The organism is Kordia antarctica (assembly GCF_009901525.1).
In the GTDB taxonomy this organism is placed as follows: domain Bacteria; phylum Bacteroidota; class Bacteroidia; order Flavobacteriales; family Flavobacteriaceae; genus Kordia; species Kordia antarctica.
In genome coordinates this window covers 2761047-2777838 of sequence record NZ_CP019288.1, presented here as the reverse complement: position 1 = coordinate 2777838, position 16792 = coordinate 2761047, and the positions used below count along the sequence as shown (strand labels likewise).

Annotated in this window: 18 protein-coding genes; 8 read left to right on the top strand and 10 right to left on the bottom strand. The window is 31.5% G+C overall.

Annotated elements, in window-relative coordinates; translation table 11 throughout:
- Positions 1–193: 193 nt before the first annotated feature.
- Complete coding sequence (locus IMCC3317_RS11520; protein WP_160129648.1) at positions 194–652, bottom strand: GAF domain-containing protein; 459 nt, start codon at positions 650–652, stop codon at positions 194–196.
- 170 nt (positions 653–822) lie between these two features.
- On the opposite strand from IMCC3317_RS11520, the gene xrtF reads away from it, so the two are divergent.
- Both xrtF and IMCC3317_RS11510 read left to right on the top strand, forming a co-directional pair.
- Positions 823–1350, top strand: coding sequence for an exosortase family protein XrtF (gene xrtF / locus IMCC3317_RS11515; RefSeq protein ID WP_160129647.1), 528 nt, complete (start codon positions 823–825; stop codon positions 1348–1350).
- A 131-nt stretch (positions 1351–1481) separates the two neighbouring features.
- Positions 1482–1925: an exosortase F system-associated membrane protein gene (locus tag IMCC3317_RS11510; protein ID WP_160131910.1), complete on the top strand. Its 444-nt coding sequence runs from the start codon at positions 1482–1484 to the stop codon at positions 1923–1925.
- Positions 1926–2154: 229 nt separating this feature from the next.
- Here IMCC3317_RS11510 and IMCC3317_RS11505 read toward each other — a convergent pair whose 3' ends face one another.
- From IMCC3317_RS11505 to IMCC3317_RS23885, 5 genes are all read right to left on the bottom strand, one after another.
- Entirely contained in the window at positions 2155–4494 is a 2340-nt protein-coding gene (locus IMCC3317_RS11505; protein ID WP_160129646.1) for a hypothetical protein, read from the bottom strand.
- A 256-nt stretch (positions 4495–4750) separates the two neighbouring features.
- Positions 4751–5251 carry a hypothetical protein gene (locus tag IMCC3317_RS11500; protein WP_160129645.1) on the bottom strand — a complete coding sequence of 167 codons (501 nt, stop codon included), beginning with the start codon at positions 5249–5251 and terminating at the stop codon, positions 4751–4753.
- A 6-nt stretch (positions 5252–5257) separates the two neighbouring features.
- The gene (locus tag IMCC3317_RS11495) at positions 5258–6907 is read right to left on the bottom strand and encodes a S8 family serine peptidase (RefSeq protein WP_160129644.1); all 1650 of its coding nucleotides are present in this window, start codon (positions 6905–6907) and stop codon (positions 5258–5260) included.
- Between the two features lie 35 nt (positions 6908–6942).
- A complete protein-coding gene (locus IMCC3317_RS11490; RefSeq protein WP_160129643.1) occupies positions 6943–7146 on the bottom strand; it encodes a hypothetical protein in 204 nt (67 codons plus the stop codon).
- Positions 7147–7264: 118 nt separating this feature from the next.
- On the bottom strand, positions 7265–7390 hold the full coding sequence (locus tag IMCC3317_RS23885) for an AraC family transcriptional regulator (protein WP_160129642.1): 126 nt from the start codon (positions 7388–7390) through the stop codon (positions 7265–7267).
- 94 nt (positions 7391–7484) lie between these two features.
- Between IMCC3317_RS23885 and tnpA the strand changes: the two genes are divergently transcribed.
- Genes tnpA through tnpC form a run of 3 tightly spaced genes read left to right on the top strand, consistent with a single transcriptional unit; the run spans position 7485 to position 9713 of the window.
- Entirely contained in the window at positions 7485–7835 is a 351-nt protein-coding gene (gene tnpA, locus IMCC3317_RS11480; RefSeq protein WP_160128709.1) for an IS66 family insertion sequence element accessory protein TnpA, read from the top strand.
- Positions 7823–8176 (top strand): IS66 family insertion sequence element accessory protein TnpB, encoded by a 354-nt coding sequence (tnpB, locus tag IMCC3317_RS11475; protein WP_228054780.1) that lies wholly within the window; start codon positions 7823–7825, stop codon positions 8174–8176. Before tnpA ends, tnpB begins: the two co-directional genes overlap by 13 nt.
- 49 nt (positions 8177–8225) lie before the next feature.
- Positions 8226–9713 (top strand): IS66 family transposase, encoded by a 1488-nt coding sequence (tnpC, locus tag IMCC3317_RS11470; RefSeq protein ID WP_228054778.1) that lies wholly within the window; start codon positions 8226–8228, stop codon positions 9711–9713.
- Positions 9714–9909: 196 nt separating this feature from the next.
- Here the strand turns inward: tnpC and IMCC3317_RS11465 are convergent, their stop codons facing one another.
- From IMCC3317_RS11465 to IMCC3317_RS11455, 3 genes are all read right to left on the bottom strand, one after another.
- Positions 9910–10146, bottom strand: coding sequence for a hypothetical protein (locus IMCC3317_RS11465; RefSeq protein WP_160129641.1), 237 nt, complete (start codon positions 10144–10146; stop codon positions 9910–9912).
- A 97-nt stretch (positions 10147–10243) separates the two neighbouring features.
- The gene (locus tag IMCC3317_RS11460) at positions 10244–11446 is read right to left on the bottom strand and encodes an IS4 family transposase (protein WP_160129640.1); all 1203 of its coding nucleotides are present in this window, start codon (positions 11444–11446) and stop codon (positions 10244–10246) included.
- 37 nt (positions 11447–11483) lie between these two features.
- Positions 11484–12854 (bottom strand): hypothetical protein, encoded by a 1371-nt coding sequence (locus IMCC3317_RS11455; protein ID WP_160129639.1) that lies wholly within the window; start codon positions 12852–12854, stop codon positions 11484–11486.
- Positions 12855–13085: 231 nt separating this feature from the next.
- Here IMCC3317_RS11455 and IMCC3317_RS11450 point away from each other — a divergent pair, with 231 nt between their 5' ends.
- Both IMCC3317_RS11450 and IMCC3317_RS11445 read left to right on the top strand, forming a co-directional pair.
- Complete coding sequence (locus IMCC3317_RS11450; protein ID WP_160129638.1) at positions 13086–13574, top strand: hypothetical protein; 489 nt, start codon at positions 13086–13088, stop codon at positions 13572–13574.
- Positions 13571–13828, top strand: a complete 258-nt coding sequence (locus tag IMCC3317_RS11445; RefSeq protein ID WP_160129637.1) for a hypothetical protein — start codon at positions 13571–13573, stop codon at positions 13826–13828. The genes IMCC3317_RS11450 and IMCC3317_RS11445 overlap by 4 nt, the downstream gene beginning before the upstream one ends.
- A gap of 538 nt (positions 13829–14366) precedes the next feature.
- On the opposite strand, the gene IMCC3317_RS11440 is transcribed toward IMCC3317_RS11445, so the two are convergent.
- Positions 14367–15479, bottom strand: a complete 1113-nt coding sequence (locus IMCC3317_RS11440; RefSeq protein ID WP_160128944.1) for an ISAs1 family transposase — start codon at positions 15477–15479, stop codon at positions 14367–14369.
- Positions 15480–15739: 260 nt separating this feature from the next.
- Here IMCC3317_RS11440 and IMCC3317_RS11435 point away from each other — a divergent pair, with 260 nt between their 5' ends.
- Positions 15740–16651 (top strand): hypothetical protein, encoded by a 912-nt coding sequence (locus tag IMCC3317_RS11435; protein WP_160129636.1) that lies wholly within the window; start codon positions 15740–15742, stop codon positions 16649–16651.
- The last annotated feature ends 141 nt before the right edge of the window (positions 16652–16792 follow it).

The window sequence follows — 16792 nt, the reverse complement described above, 5'->3', positions numbered from 1 at the left end:
TGAGTTGCGTATCAGAAAATGAAATGTATATCCAAAAACTTGATCTATTTTTGATTATTATCTTCATGAAAATGAAAGTGTAATTTCAATATTTAACTTAATATTCCCACAACTTTTTAATAAAAATTTACTTCAAAAGTATCTCAATATTTTACACTGAGCTTGCCGAAGTGCACTACTAGAAGCTCAAAACTTACGAAAGCATCTCTGCAACTTTCGCATTGATAAATTCTAAAAATTCTTCGTCTTCTTTTGTAAATGGATCTGGCGTGTGCGAATCAATATCAATTTGACCAATGTTTTTTCCATTGACAAATAAAGGAATTACAATTTCCGCTTTTACATAAATGCTACACGCAATGTAATTGTCTTGCGCTTTTACATCTGGCACTAAAAAGTTTTCGTTAGAAACTGCTACTTGACCGCAAATTCCTTTTCCAAATGGAATGATCGTGTGATCTGTTGGTTCGCCTGCAAAAGCTCTTAATTTTAGTTCTGGTTTGTCTCCGTTTTTGAAGTAAAACCCAACCCAATCGTAATGCGAAATATTTTCTTGTAATACTTCACATACTTTGGTCATACGATCGGTTACGGAAAGTTCCGTGTTTGATATTATGGTAACAATTTCGGGTTTATATATTGCTAATTTCATGTGTTATCATCTTTAATGCTGACAAAAATAGTCGAAAAAATTCTAAAAATCTTTCACGGCAACATGAATAAAGTTGCATTCAAAACGAAACCTACAAAATTTATAGGATTTGTGAGATTTTCAATAGCTTTTACAGTAAGTTTGTAGAAGTCTGAACCATAATTACAATTTTGTTAGAGAGCATAAAACGATATAAATCGGCAGTAGGATTTATTATAAAATTCTTCATTACGTATGCAATACTTACGTATGCATATAGTTTGTATTTGTCAAATTTTGATGGCGAACCTGATGGAATTACGCGCATTGTTTCACATCAAACAGAACGTATTATCAATGCTTTTGGATATGAAACTTCGGTGGTACAACACGAAACGGAACCTACGATGAAGTTGTTGGTACATGACAAATATGTTGGTCGTATTGTAGAAGGTTGCAATTCTGTGAGTGTTTTAATTTTATTCATCACATTTGTAATTGCCTTTACAGGAAATCTGAAAAACACACTGCTTTTTGTCATTATCGGAAGCATTTTAGTGTATTTGGCAAATCTGGTGCGAATTGTGATTTTAGGTATTGGATTGTATCGTTTTCCTGAACAAGAATATGTATTGCATCAAATTGTATTTCCAACAATTATTTACGGAATGGTTTTTTTATTGTGGATGTTTTGGGTTCAGAAATTTTCAAAAAAGTAAATGAAACGAATATTAATAAATTTTAAAAATACATTTACCATAGGAAATGTTTAAAATTTTTAATGAGAGAACGAAGTGGTTACACACGTTCTAAATTTCTTAAAATCAAACAATTAATAAAATTTAAACGTGTGAAAAAAGTTTGGAAATATATCGTTATTGGTTTCCTTTTCGGATTGCTCGTGTTGATTAGAGCTTTTGAGAACGAACTTTTTTATGATCCTTTTCTAAGTTTTTTTAAACATGATGCTTATTTACAAGCAAACATTCCCGATTATAATGCTTGGCTCTTATTTTTGAATCACATTTTTAGATATGCGCTGAATATGATTATTTCTTTAGGAATTATTTATATCGCATTTGAAAATATGCATGTACTCAAGTTTTCTATAGGTTTGTATGTGGCTGCTTTCGCGATTTTGGTCGCGCTATATTTCTACTTCATTCAGCACAATTTATCGGAAGATTATTTGCTTACATTTTACGTTCGCCGCTTTTTAATTCAACCACTTTTCGTTTTAATTTTGTTGCCTGCTTTTTATTATCAGCGGAAAATTAAAAATGAAGAAGTCTAGACTCGTTTCGCTTTTGGACTCGGCTTCGCCTATAGTATCGCTTTGCTTTTAGACTCGCTGTCGCTCTTAGTATTTTAGTATGTGAATTATTTACACATTAGATAAACTTATAAACCTTTCAACTTTTAAACTAGAATTTTACTGTTGGTGTCACTTCACTTCGACTCAGCTCAGTGCAAGTACTTTTAGTAATTATCAAATCATCAAATTATCACATTTTCAAATTCAACTAACGTATTTGAATAGTTCTTTTTTCAGAAATTAAATCGCCACTTTCCGTAATTCCTTCAATGAATAGTGTAATGCTTTTTGTTTTAGTATTATACACTTTGAAGTTTACAGCTTTTGTTTTTGTCAACTTCAATTCTGGAATCCATGAAATAGCTCCGTATTTTTCAAATGTATTGTTGAGGTACGAACTGTATTTTGGTGCGTAATATTCCTTTGCAGGTGTAAACGCAAATGGCGCAGTACTGCCTGTAAATATTTCGGCTGCTTCTCCTTTTTTAAATAATGGAGTTGTACGCGTGTAAATTTTAATAACTCCACCAAAACCAGCATTCATTCCTTCTCCCAATCCTGTTTTGTCAATAATAATTCGTTCTACATTTGCCGTAGACAAATTGTATAGAATGTTGAAACTACTGAGTCGGGCGTTATCAAAATAGATTACGGGAGAAGCTTTTGGTGTTCTTCTTGTAGTAATAGAAATTCTTCCTAAGTTTTCGGAAACATTATAACCGTTGTATTGGATAAAATCGGTAATGTTTATGTAACGCTGCGTTTCAATTTCTGTGATTTCTGTTACTTTTCCATTGATCAAAATTGGATCTCTTTTTTCTTTCTTTTTTTCCGCTTTAATGACCACAGCATCTAATTGTTCGGAATTGTCATAAAAGAAGTTTTCCGGAAGTTGAAAATCAGCAGAATTTGATTGAACCTTACTGTTTTCCTTTATAGTAGTTTCTGAAATCTTGTCTTCTTCATCAGAAACACTAAATCGCAAGTATACACTAGGTTTTTTAAAAAGTCCTTTTTCTGTCATGTATGAGAAACGAATTTCTTCGCCTTCTTCCAAAAATAAGTTAGTAATTGTAAATTTTTGATCTTTGTCAAGTTCAATAAATCGTGCTGAGTGATTTTTTGTTGCATATAAAAATAAACGATCAACTCCAGGTTTCGGACGATTTACAGTTCCACTAATCGCAATTCCGTTCTCAAAACGATTGAGTCCATTGGGTTTGTCTCCAAAAATAGTATCCCAATTGTAACGACTCCAACCTTGTGTCAATAATAAAATATCAAGTTCGTATTTTTTCTTTCTATTCATATCACGGAAATAGTATTGCGGATTTTCCACAGCACTTTTTATGTGCGATTTTAAATAGAAATTAGACACAATAGTATGATCTGGATCGTAACTTTTTGTCATTTCTGGCAATACAGAAATACTAATATTTGCGTTGTCTTTTAGTTGTGATTCGCTGATGGAAAATAGAATAGAATCATTCAACATATTCAATTTAGAAACGTGGATTTTAGCTTTCTTTGTGAAGAAATCATTGAAGAATAAACGTTCTAAAATTGGAGTGTTCTTATCATCAAAAACGGTAATCGTATTGATGCCTTTAAAGAGTTCTTTTTTAGGAATACTGATTATTTTTTCAGTAGCATTTTCAAACGCGAAAGCAATCGTTTTTAAGTTTCCGTTTTGATGAATTAATACTTTGTATTCCTTTGAAGGATTTGATTTTAATGTTTCCGCATTCGTGTTAAAGTTGATAATCACTTTATCAGGAAACGGATTGCTTACAATCATAGCAACACCTCTGTTTTTAGCTTTCGGTACCGCTTGATTGAGTACGTTTCCATTTTCTAGTTTGATCTCCGCAGTATAGTTTTGATCGGCTTTTGGTTGAAATAAGAATTTTCCTAAACCAAACGTATTTCCTTCAAATGAAGCAACTTCCTTTTTGTTGGAATCATATACAATTCCGGAAGCTTTCACGCCTTTTCCGCTTTCATTAATGAGTTTAAAACCAATCGTGTTTTTAGTATTTGCTACCATGTGTCCGCCTTCTGGCAGAAATTGAAAGTCATAATTTGCTTCTGTTTCAGTAGTATTTTTTTTAGCAACTTCCTCAGATATAATTTCAATTTTTTGAACAAAGGCATTGCTTTCTTTGAAATTCTTCATCCAATTGGTTTCCGCTTTAATATAATACGTTCCTCCTGAAAACGTAGAATCTACGGCAATGTTTCCTTGAATAACACCATTTTCTGCTTTAAATAATGATTTTTTGAGTTGATTTCCTGCTTCGTCATAAATGCCAACATTAATATTTGTTGTCGCTTTTGAGGTCAGTTGATTTTTTTGGTCATATGTATATCCTTTAAACCAAATTTCTTCTCCTTTAAAATAGGTTGTTTTGTTTAAGTGTACATATAAAGCTTCTCTTGGAAGTGTAAAATAGGCAGCGTATTCATCTTCAACATTTTTTTCTTGTTGACAAAAGGCGCTGACTGAGCTTAGTAGAAAGATAAAAAGGAATAGGTACTTGGTTTTCATTTTGAATCGGTTGGTTTTAATGCGTAAAAATACAGAATTGTAAGTAGTTACTTTCTTAAAAATATCTTAATGTTTTTGGAAAAAAGATTGCTTCGCTGTTGGATTGTTAGTATCGCTTTGCTCTTAGATTCACTTTGCTTTTGGAATGTTAGATAATACGTCAAGCTGAACTTGATTCAGCTTCCCATAAAATGGCTAAGACAACAATTTTACGTAATTTTTTTTAGAAAAGTATGGTATGTCAAGTCGAAGTATGTTATTCTAAAACTCCCGTAAAATCTTTACTTTCTGAGTATACTTTTATGCCAAATAAATACCAATGCAGTACGCCACTCATATCGTAGCTAAACGTTCCGTTTTCCTGTTTGTTGATAGCAGCATTCATATATTGCCAATCGTAGCCACTTGTAAATCCTGACATATTGCTTCTGCTGCTACTTGGAACCAACTCGTCTTTGTCGTTTTTCTTAAATGACACATCAAAATGCAACGCAAACGGAATTGTTTCTTCTATTTTTACAGAACGTGATGCAACATTGTTTCCTTTAATGTCTTTGCCACTGTGATATACACGTGTATTGCTAAAGTCTCTTTCTTTTGCGCCTAACATAGTTATAACTCCCAAAACAAATACGACAATGATTGCATTGCCGTATTTGTTATTGAATAGTTGTTTACCTTTTGTAAAAAGTGTTAATGCCAATCCGAAAAATAGGATGACAAAAGCAGTGTTTAGGAGTGCCCAAATGAGATACATAGTTGGTTATTTTTTTCTTTTCTTTTTCTTCTTTTTTGAAACTTCTTCTGCCATGAGTAATGCGTTATAGGCGTTTACTATTTTGCCTGATTTTGAGAGTGAGCTGAAAGGGACTTTTTTAGGATCTCTTTTTTCTCCATTTGGATATGGTTTTAATACCATCATATCATATGAAACACCCGATTCCATAATGATTTTCTTTACCTCTACTGCTGTAAGATTAGGATAGTAAGAAAACAGCAAACTAGCAATGCCACTAACTACAGCTGATGACAAAGAAGTACCTGTATCTGAAATCTTTTTCCATCTATTTATACAAGTAATTTTTGTTCCTGGAGCGAATATATCAACTTCTTTTTTTCCATAATTGGAACTACTGTAAACAAACATAGAATCTACTCTGTAAGATGTATTTCCTACTTTTAGGAAGTTATTTATGAATTCTTTCCCGCCAATAGCATCATTTGGAAAATTATTTACTTTATCAAGATTAGAACCATCATTTCCTGATGATGTTACTACTAAAACATCGTGTTTTTCTGCATATTTTAATGCTTCATAAACCCATTCTGGATATAATGAGAAATTTTTCCCAATACTCATGTTTATCACTTTTGCTCCATTATCTACAGCATACCGTATTGCTAAAGCTATATCTTTATCATGTTCACTTGCAGATACTGAAATACTTAAAGGCATGATTTTCACCTTGTCATTTATTCCTTCTGCTAATGTGTCATTCCTAGTAGCTGCTATTACAGAAGAAACTTTCGTGGAATGACTTATTCCAGTTGTCCCTTGAATATTATTATTGCCGTATGGAAAATCATAAAGATCATTGGGATCATCATTTATTAGATACCGTTCTTTAAAATGAAAATTCAATTTGTAGTTTATAATTTCTTGCTGAAATTTTATCTTATTGTCAATCCAACTTTCTGTTACACCATATTTTTTAAAATCATTAAATCGCTGTATTGCTTTCTTGTGATCGCTATTTGAAATTATGTTTTTTAAAGAATCCAGTTGTAGTTGACTTGTATTAAGAATGTCACTAATATATTGATTAGTTATTTTTTTTGCATTAAGATAGCGTTGTTTAACCATCTCATATCTTTTAACATTTGCTCTTGTTGACTCTAATTTAAAATGATAAGCTTCAAATGCTTTTTGGTATTTTTTGAAACTCTCTCTTTGAGATTTCTCAATATCACTTAAATGAATAACATCCCTGTAAATTGAATCAAAATTATTAATAATTCTAACATATTCATAAAACCCGTAAGGAATATTATCTTTTTCTGTACTTCCTACATAATTCCATCCATGAATGTCATCCACGTAACCATTGTTATCGTCATCAATACCGTTATTTGGTATTTCATCTTCATTAATCCATATTCGATTTTTTAGATCTTCGTGTGATATATCTAATTCAGTATCAATGACGGCAACAATTGTTGCTACTCCTTTTTTTCTTTTAATGAGGTCGTATGCTATGTCTAAGCTTATTCCTGGTACACTATCTTTTAAGATATCTTTAAAATGCCAAAACTCTTCATAGATATAAGCTCTTTTTGACTCAAATAGTGTATTCTTTATTATATTGCTTTTTGTCTTACACGAGACAAAAAGCAACAAGAGTAAAGAGAACATTTTTAAACATAGTTTGCACATAATTCAATTTATTATTATTCACAACTAGGATTACAAACTGATATACTTTTGCAACCATCAATTTCTCTAGTATCTGTATTAGTTTGTGTGACTTCTGGATCACAATCATCACCACCACAACTCTTATTGTTTGACTCTTGACCTCCGATCAATTTATAAACGGCATTGAAATTTACTATTTTAATTTTTCCTAAGTTAAGCTTTTTACGTTTTTTCATTTCTATTTTGATTTTAAAATTTGTTAAATATATAACCATACAAACAATTAAAAAAGAAATGTATTTCTGTTTTCGGCGAAAGTAGAAACATAAAAAACACTAATCAACTAGTAAACAGCTATTTAATATTTTGTAAAAAATATGATACATTTAACCCTGTTTTCTTACTAAAAGCTCTAGTAAAAGATTCTGTACTCGAAAAACCAGCTTCTAAAGCTATTGCACTTATAGTGTAATTTCTCAAAATTGGATTACTATATAAGTTTTCTACAATATATTCGTAAGCCTTCGGTAAACTGCATATTGCAGAGAATCTTTGAGTGGATTATTTTAGTCAGATGAAAAACTCCAAGAAACAAGAGCGTATGTTTGCCTTGATAGAAATGATGTACTTAGAAGATATCGATCAGAAATATTTTTGTGAGCGTGAAGATATCAAGCTGGCTACTTTAAAATATTGGCTGAAACACTATCATCTTGAAAAGAAATTAGATCAAGCGGAAATTCATCCTAGAGAAGAACCATCTTGGAGTAAATTTATTCCTATTGAAGTTGATATGCCCATGACTACTTCTGATTCATCAATTAAAATTGAATATCCAAACGGTGTTCGTCTACATTTAGATACCTGTTTATTAAATCAAAAGACTCTTTGCTCATTAACTCAACTTATATCATGTTTGGACTAGGAATTTCACACCGTTATCATTTATATAGTCACCCCACCGATATGCGTAAGAGTTTTGATGGTCTAGCAGGTATTATCCAAAAAGAACTCAACGGCTCTGCTCTGGATGGAACTGCATATATATTTATCAACAAATCACGTGATAAAGTAAAAATATTACATTGGGAAGATGGTGGTTTTGTGTTGTATTATAAACGCTTGGAATCTGGTCGCTTTGAGTTGCCTGTATATGATGCTTCTGTGATGGGTATTACTCTTAGTTATTCGCAATTGGTGTTACTTATCGATGGTATTTCAATCTCTCATATTCGTAGAAAAAAGCGATATCAAATACCTGCATAAATTGTTGTAAAACATTGTTTTTTCTAAGGAGTATTTGTATTTTTAACATGTGAAAACATCCTTATCTACAGTGGTTATCGATCAAGATTATGTTCAGATTCCTAAATCAGAATATGAACAGTTACTCTCTAACTATCAAAATTTAGAATTACAGTTATCTGAGTTAAAACGCCTTATTTTTGGTAGTAAAAGCGAACGATTTGTTCCTAACACAGATGCACTTCAATTAGGACTATTTACAGAAGAAACTTCTGAGCAGACAGCGGTAGTACAACAGCAGATTAGTTACAATCGGTCAAAAACAAAAAAGCATCCTATTCGTTTACCATTAGCTTCGCATTTACCAAGAGTTGAAGAAATAGTAGAACCTGTGCATATTGCTCAAGGTAGTATTAAAATAGGTGAAGAAATTACAGAAGTATTGGAGTATACGCCTTCTAGGGTCTATGTTCGTAAAATTATTCGTCCAAAATATGCATTACCAAATGATGCAGGAATCGTTATTGCTTCACTTCCTAGCATGATCTTGCCAAAATCCAATGTTGGAGCTGGATTATTAGCCCATATTTGTGTCAGCAAGTTCGTGGATCATCTTCCTTTTTATCGTCAGATACAAATTTTAAAAAGAGAAGACGTTGTTGTAGCAATGTCATCAATGACAGGTTGGTTTTCTAAAGGAGTAACACAATTGGAGGTATTATATGAAGTCCTACAAAAAGTAGTATTACAAAGTCAGTACCTCCAAGGGGACGAGTCGCCGATCAAAGTTCAAGACAATCATAAAAACGGAAGCTTGCATACAGGATATCATTGGGTATTCCATGCACCAGTGGAACGATTAGTATTATTTAAGTACGATCCTAGCAGGTCAGCAAAAGTTCCAAAAGATTTTTTACAACAGTTTAGCGGAACATTGCAAACTGATGGATATAGAGCATACCAAAATCTAAGTACCAAACATCCGATAAAGCTCTTGGCTTGCATGGCACATGCCAGGCGCTATTTTGAAAAAGCACTTGATAATGATAACGCAAGAGCCAGCCATGCTATGGGGCAAATCCAAAAACTATATGCCATAGAGCGAAAAATAAAAGAGCGTACTACAAATACACAGACCATAAAACGCTATAGAGAGTTATGTGCGAAGCCTATTTTAGAAAAGCTTCATACTTGGATGCAACAAGAGTACAGTAAAGTATTGCCTAAAAGCGCTATTGGAAAGGCTTTTGCGTATAGTTTAAACTTGTGGGATAAGCTAAGCGCTTACACACAAGATGGAAAGTATCTGATTGATAACAACCTAATAGAAAATGCAATTAGACCACTGGCACTCGGGCGCAAAAATTATCTCTTCGCGGGATCTCACAAGGCTGCACAACATGCAGCTATCATGTATTCTTTCTTTGCTACTTGTAAAATCAATGATGTAAATCCGTATCTGTGGCTACATGATGTCTTTAAAAGATTACCTGAGCATAAAGCCAATAAATTAGAAGAATTACTACCACAAAATTGGAAAAATCCAGCAGTAGTTTAAATTGTTAAAGAAATACCATTTTCTTAGCAGAATCTCTCCAATACTAAGAATAGCTTAAAATCAGACACCTATCTAAGAACTAGAAATACTAAGCTTGCTAACTATCAGTGTAATACGGTTTTTCATAACTCCTTTTATGTAAAATACAGTCTTACAAAATCATCCTGAAATATGCAATACGGGTTTTACCGAGTGCTTACATATATTCTATTCTCAAATTATTGACATAATTTTTAAAGGTTTGAGATTTATAATCATTTATTACTATTGATAAATATTTACTATTTGTATCTAAGTCTTTAGCAAATGAATTTAATGTAAGTTTAGGAGTTAAAAAAAAATTATTCTTTTCAAACTCGTCTAGACTTTTTAGTATTTGATTTAGGGTGTCTTTATCAATAAATGATTTACGTTTTTTTTCTTTTAAAATCATTGTTGTCCGATAAAAATTAAAACCACTTGATTTTAATTTTTATTCATTTGATTTTCAGTGTTTTAATTTTCAGTTTTCATGTTTTTCTAAAAACAGGCTACCAATTAAATGTTAGCTGTTCACTTTCAGCCTTATCAATTATCCAGTCTTTTTCAGGGTTTTCTAAAAATTTCATCAGATTAATATAATTGAAAAGGTGAATTTTACAGAAACTAACTAAATTAGAAAAAGCCCAACTTCTTTTTAGCCTCTTTTTTATGACTGCAAATAACAAATTGACTATTAAAACGCAATATATCTGTATTTTAATAGCATTTTCATTATCTCCTAAAAAATATTTCAAAGGAAAATTTTGTTTTAATTGTTTAAATAATAACTCAATTTGCCATCTAATTTTATACAAAGCAGCAATTAAATCGGCTCTTAAATCAAATAAATTAGTTAAAAACTCAAATTCTCTTTTATTTACTCGATCATAAAAAGTTACTTTTCTTAATTTCAATGGGGTTTTTTCTTTGCCTTTTTTTACTTCTACTTCAATTATTTGATCTTCTAAAACTCCATTATGAATATAATCTGCAACATCTAAATCTTCAATTTTTCTATAAGAAGCATTGTCTTTTATTCGAGTTACAAATCCTGTTTCATATGCTGTAAAATGCTCAAAAGCCCTGTAATCATTAAAGCCTTTGTCAAAAACATAAATTGTGTTTTTATCACAATTTAATTTTTCTAAAAATTTATGGTCGTGTGTTTTTGCTTCGCTAAACCAAACCAAACTCGGTACAATTTCATCTGCATTCACTACTGTATGAACTTTGATTCCACCTTTTCTTTTACCACTTTTTGAATGTCTGCCAACACACTCCATTATATTTTTAAACAGACTTATTGTTGAACTATCAAAGATTTTAACTTGCTTTTTTATAACATCTTTAATTCGGCTGTCCGATAAAAAACCACCATATTGTTTTAATAATTGATGGTAAATATTTTCAAAAACTAAAACGTCTCTTTTTTTATTTGCATCTGATAATGTACTTCTTTTAGGTATATGATTCAATTGAAAACTACTCGTTTTCCCAGATAAACCAAGCATTGCTCCAGATATCTCACGTAAAGATGTGCATTTGGAAAAGGAACAAAAAAGCATACTTATCAGATGATCCTTTGTAGTAAACCGCTTCGTATAACGGTCTGAATTACACTTTTTAACTTCCTTTTTTATCATTGAATCATCAATTAAAGAAATCAGCTGTCCGAAAACAGACTTACTAGAAAAATAAGTACTTTTGCCCATCGTATTTTGTGTTTCGCAATACAAATTTACGATTCATTTAAAGAAGCCAACTTGTTGGCTTCTTTTTTATCGGACAACAATGTTTTAAAATATTAGTTTCTTTTATGTTGGACTTAACCTCAAGCGATGTAACTAGTTTGCGTAATTTTAGCTCATTTCTTTTTTTTCTTCTATATACTAAAATTAATATGATTAAAACAAAGATAAGAGCTATTAAGAGAATAAAAATTTTGTACTTAAAACTTGTGTTTTCTGTACTTAATTTAAAAATTAGTAATTCTTTATCTGCTATTAATCTAGGCGTATCATATTCGTTGTAAAAAGTTTGTGAAACATTACGATACTCTTTATTTATTACAGTATCTACAATAAGTAATCTATCTGTGTAATAAAGCTGATTTTTAAAATCATCTTTACTTTTATAATAATTTATTAATCCTTCATACGCCTTTCTTGGAGTAGGTATAATATACTTTTTCACTTTAAATATACTGTCTACTTTCTTGTAATATTTGATTTTATCAATTTCAACACTTGAGATTGAACCTAAGTAATAATAAGATATAGCTAAATTAGAATAATCTTTGCTTTTCTTTAAAAATGACAGAGATTTTAATAGACTATCTCTAGCAGATTTATAATCTTTTTTTACATAATGTAATGCTCCTTGAGCATAAGTAAAGTATAAATGACTATGGTCATTAAATTTTAGTGCTTGTTGATATGCTTTTTTATTAATTGTATATGCAGAGTCCAACATTCGGTTAGATGTATATGCTATGCTTAATCCATATAGAATATTTAAATAAGATTTGCCATAGGTGGCTTTCTTATTCTCATAAATTAAATTTTCTTTAAAAATTTCGATAGCTTCTGTATGAGATCTTACCTTTAGTTTTAACAAAGCAATGTTATACCTTAAGCTATAATACATTTCGTTGTTTTGTTTTTCATAGTACTCACTAGCTTGTATGTAGCTATCTAGCGAATTACTGTATTTACCTAAATCAAATAAAACTAATCCTTTATAAAATTGACCTCTAGCAATTAAATCTTCTAGTTTATATTTAGTCGCATAGAAAATACAGCTATCTGTATATTTTAAAGCTATTTCTGGTGTGTCATAAGAAACTCTACATAAGCGAATATAACTATTGGCAACAGCTCTTATGTTTTGCTCTTTTCTAGCTTTTTTTAATGTAAAAAAAGCTACTTGCTTTCCTGTTTCAGTCTGTCCATAATTTTTATAATGGTAGAAAATTTTCTTTAAATCGTCGAAGCTTTTATTACTTAAAGTGTCTTTTACATTATCCTGTGCTGATAAAAATAAAGGAAACAATAAAAGTATTGTTAATAAAGAATAAATTTTACATAACATATTCATTTTCAAACTTTTTAGTTTATTCATTTTTCTTAATCAATTATTCTCTTTTCGCTGAAAGTAGATTCTATTTTCAGTGAAAAGAGAAATAATCTTCTTGATTTACAGTGTTTTGAAACCTACATTTACACCATCAAAAAAATCTGATAGCTAAAATAGTAGTTTTAATTTTAACAAGCGAAATCTTAAAATAAAAATTGCTGCTAACTACAAAACTCAGATTTGTAAATTAAAGTATAATTCTTAATAAAAAACAAGATGGCATTAGAAAATTTAATTAGTATTGAATTCACAACCGAAGAACTCACAGCCCTAGACACACACTTAGATGGCATACAACAAGTACTTGCAGGAAAAATGGTAAACATTACACCCGAGCAACGCCAACAATACGGAAGTATAGGCAACCAAAACAAACTCATTGTAGACAAAGCAAAAAACTACATGGAGCAACATCCAAATTGGGTTCCTAACTTTATAGACAAAACCGAGTTTGACAAAGACTACAACGCACGCCAACAAATGGAAGAACGTACTCAACGTTTACAAAACCTAACACAGCAGTTGTTAGATACCAAAACCTTACTAGACCACGACAATTACACCAATACACTCAGCTTTTACAGAATGATACGCTACCTAGCTGGCGAAAACGAACCAGGTTCTAAAACGGTGTACGAAGATATGAAAGTACTTTTTGCTAGAAGTGGCAGACCTACGAGTACTGACCAGCAAACAGACGCATGATACACAAGGAACAGCGTAAAGAACTCAAAAAGATTTTAGGTTATCATTACACAGCAGATGTGTTAAAAATTTTAAAGGAAAAAAAGGTAACCAACCGAAAAGGGACAGCGTATGGTACATCCATGATTCGGAATGTGTTTAATGGGCTCAATGAAAATAAAGAGATTGAAAATGCAATTATGGAACTTTGCATCCAAACCCAAGAAGAAACTAAAAAAACGGTTGAAAAAAGAAATCGAATATTGGGTATATAAGAATTCATTACAGATTAAAATATGTTGTGTACTATCTTTTCAAGGTTGTTTTACTGTCTTTATGGATTTGAAAATAGAATTAATGCGGTTGTTTGCTGAATATTTGGGGTTATTTATTGACTTAATGCGGTTGTTTTGGGGGGTATACCCCCTAACAGAATCCCAAAAAGGTGGTTCGTTTAGGGGTAACAGCCCTTACAGAACCCCAAAAAGATGGTTTGCTTAGGGGTCGTAGCCCTCACAGAACCGCAAAAAGATAGTTCGGAATCCGAAAAAGAGGTTTTTTAGTTGTGGGTTGAAAATCAAAAAACGTCACTTCCAGTTATTTTCGGCACATTGAGCGGAGTCGAAATGAAAGAAAATTGTACTTCGATATACTCAGCAGAACTATTGAGAAGTACTCTAAAAACAAAAAAAAACTCCCGTAAAACGAGAGTCTTAACATAAACAAATAAACATTTGCCTACGATCTGCAAAATCAAAGATACGTATTTTTTTAATACACATCGCGGCAAATGTTTAGTCATACAGGGCAGAATCATACTTTTAAATTTAATATTCTGAGTAAATAGTCTTCATTCCATCCAGCTTCAAGTCTTTTGCTTTTCATAGATAGCTTTTTAGAGGTTTCATTTTTCAATAGATTTAAAGCAATTTTAAGCAGAATAGAATAATTTTGAGCAGCATTTCCTGCTCTTTTTCTAGAAGCATCTTCAGAGAAAGCTACATCTAAAGTCCAATGTAATTTATTTTCTACCGCCCAATGCGAGCGTATTTTAGATTGAAATTCACTAGCATCATTTCGTAAACTTGAAATATAATATCGTGTCGCTTTTTCTGTCGCTTTATCACTATTTTTAAATTCACGAATGCTATCTATTTTTATAATACTTTGTAAATTTTTCCATTGATTGTCCTGTTCAATAAACTTAAAATCAGTAATTACGCTACATGTTCTAGTTTCAATACGCCCATGATCTAAATCATGTTTAGTGTATGTTTCTAGTTGTTTGGAAAACCGAAACTCATCTTCAATATGTTCTAATAACTGCGGTTGATTTGCTTTAACTGCTAAAATATAATCAGCATCTAGTTCAATTATTTTTTTTGCAATTTCTTTTTGAGTTCCCATAGCATCTATTGTAATAGTATTTCCTGCAATACTAAGGATGTTCAGTAATTCTGGTATCGCAGTAATTTCGTTTGACTTTTCAGCTGTTTTAACTTGACCTAGAACAAGATTGTTTTCGCAAGCCCAAGCACTAACCATGTGAATTGGCGATTTTTTACCATGAGACTTTGCGCCACGTATCGTTTTACCATCAATCGCAATTATTTGACCTTTACTTAAATTTGCAATTGAATTGACCCAATCAATAAAACAAGATTCAAATTGTTCACTATCAATAGCTGAAAAGACTCTATTGATAGTTACTTTCGAAGGAATACCGTTAGGTAATTCTAAGAATTTCTTTAAAAAAGGTTCTTTTGATTTGGCAAACCCAGCCATTTGTTCCCAAGTTTCTGCCCCAGAAATCACTGCAATTATACCAATAAGAAGGATATCTACTAAATTATGAAGCTTGTTTATATGGCTTCTGTGGTCTTGTATTTGCCCAAAAATGTCTTTTAAGTTATCAGATGGTTTCATTGAGTTAAGTAATTGATTATCAGTATAATATACGAATAATTGATAACTTAAACAATTAATAATCAGGCAAATAAATGATTATATTGTCTTAAAAAGTATGATTCTGCCCTGTTTAGTCATAAGGAAATCCTTCCTGTGAAAGTGAACATGTGAAACGCTAGATTGAAATTTTACATTTAAAATTTAGCATTTAAACTTTCCAAAACGTCGTGGAAACCGAAAAACGTATGAGTAGGTGTATTTAATAAACTAATAAAATTATGAGTAACGGAATTAAAAGAATTGGAAAAGGATTGTTCGCAATCTTTATGATTAAACTAAGTTTAGTAGTTGGAGTGCTAGCATTTCAAGCTTGTCAAACGGAAAGTACCTTTGATAATGAAGTCCAAGAAGAAGCAAAAACAAACTTCTTAGCGGCATTGCAAGAAACTAATCAGCGATTGCAAGAAATTGTAATTTCTCCATCAGCAACCAAAGGAGATATAAAAGGAAGTGATTTGATGAAAGAAAACACAACTGAAATTACTACCTTTAAAATGTGTTTATTATTAAACCAAGATGATACTGCGGATCCATCTAATACAGGTGTTATTGACCCAACAAGTGTAGATACTTTCGGAGAAATAGTTACTATTGGGAATCAAACTGGTACTAGACCAGTAATTTTAGATGATGCAAATAGCGATATTATTGCTAATGATCCTGTGGCATTTGGATATTCAATGTGTTTTGATATTCCAGTAGAACCGACTGTTGAAGCTATGGAATTGTCTATAGCTGATGCTAAAAATTATTTAATAACTAAAGGGTTAACCGAATCTGATATTCAAAATCTTTTTACTGCTGATAATGAAGGTGGCGCAATAGAAGAATATAATTTAGTACCTACAGTTATGATGTTAATTGCTGAGGAACAGAATGAAAATTCAACAGCTTCTGTAAATTTTATGTCCTTGTTTGGACAAAATGCTCATGCCTCCAGACTTGGTCAATGTGCTGGAGATGCATTGGGTATATCTGCAATAGCAGAAGTGGTGCGTCTTGGAGTAAATAGTTCAGCAGGTAAAAAATTATTAAAAAAAGCAATCAGAAAAGTCGCTAGTAGAACTCTTGGCTGGGTTGGAGTAGCAATTTTTGTATATGAATTTGGCGACTGTATGGATTGGTGGTAAAAAATTAAAACTATAAATTATGTGGAATACAATAACAATTATAATATGCGCGTTAGCGTTGGTTTTCAACTCTTATGGTTGGATAAATTACTCGAAAACAACTAGTAAAGAAAAAAGAAAAGCAGAAGGATGGAATAGTTT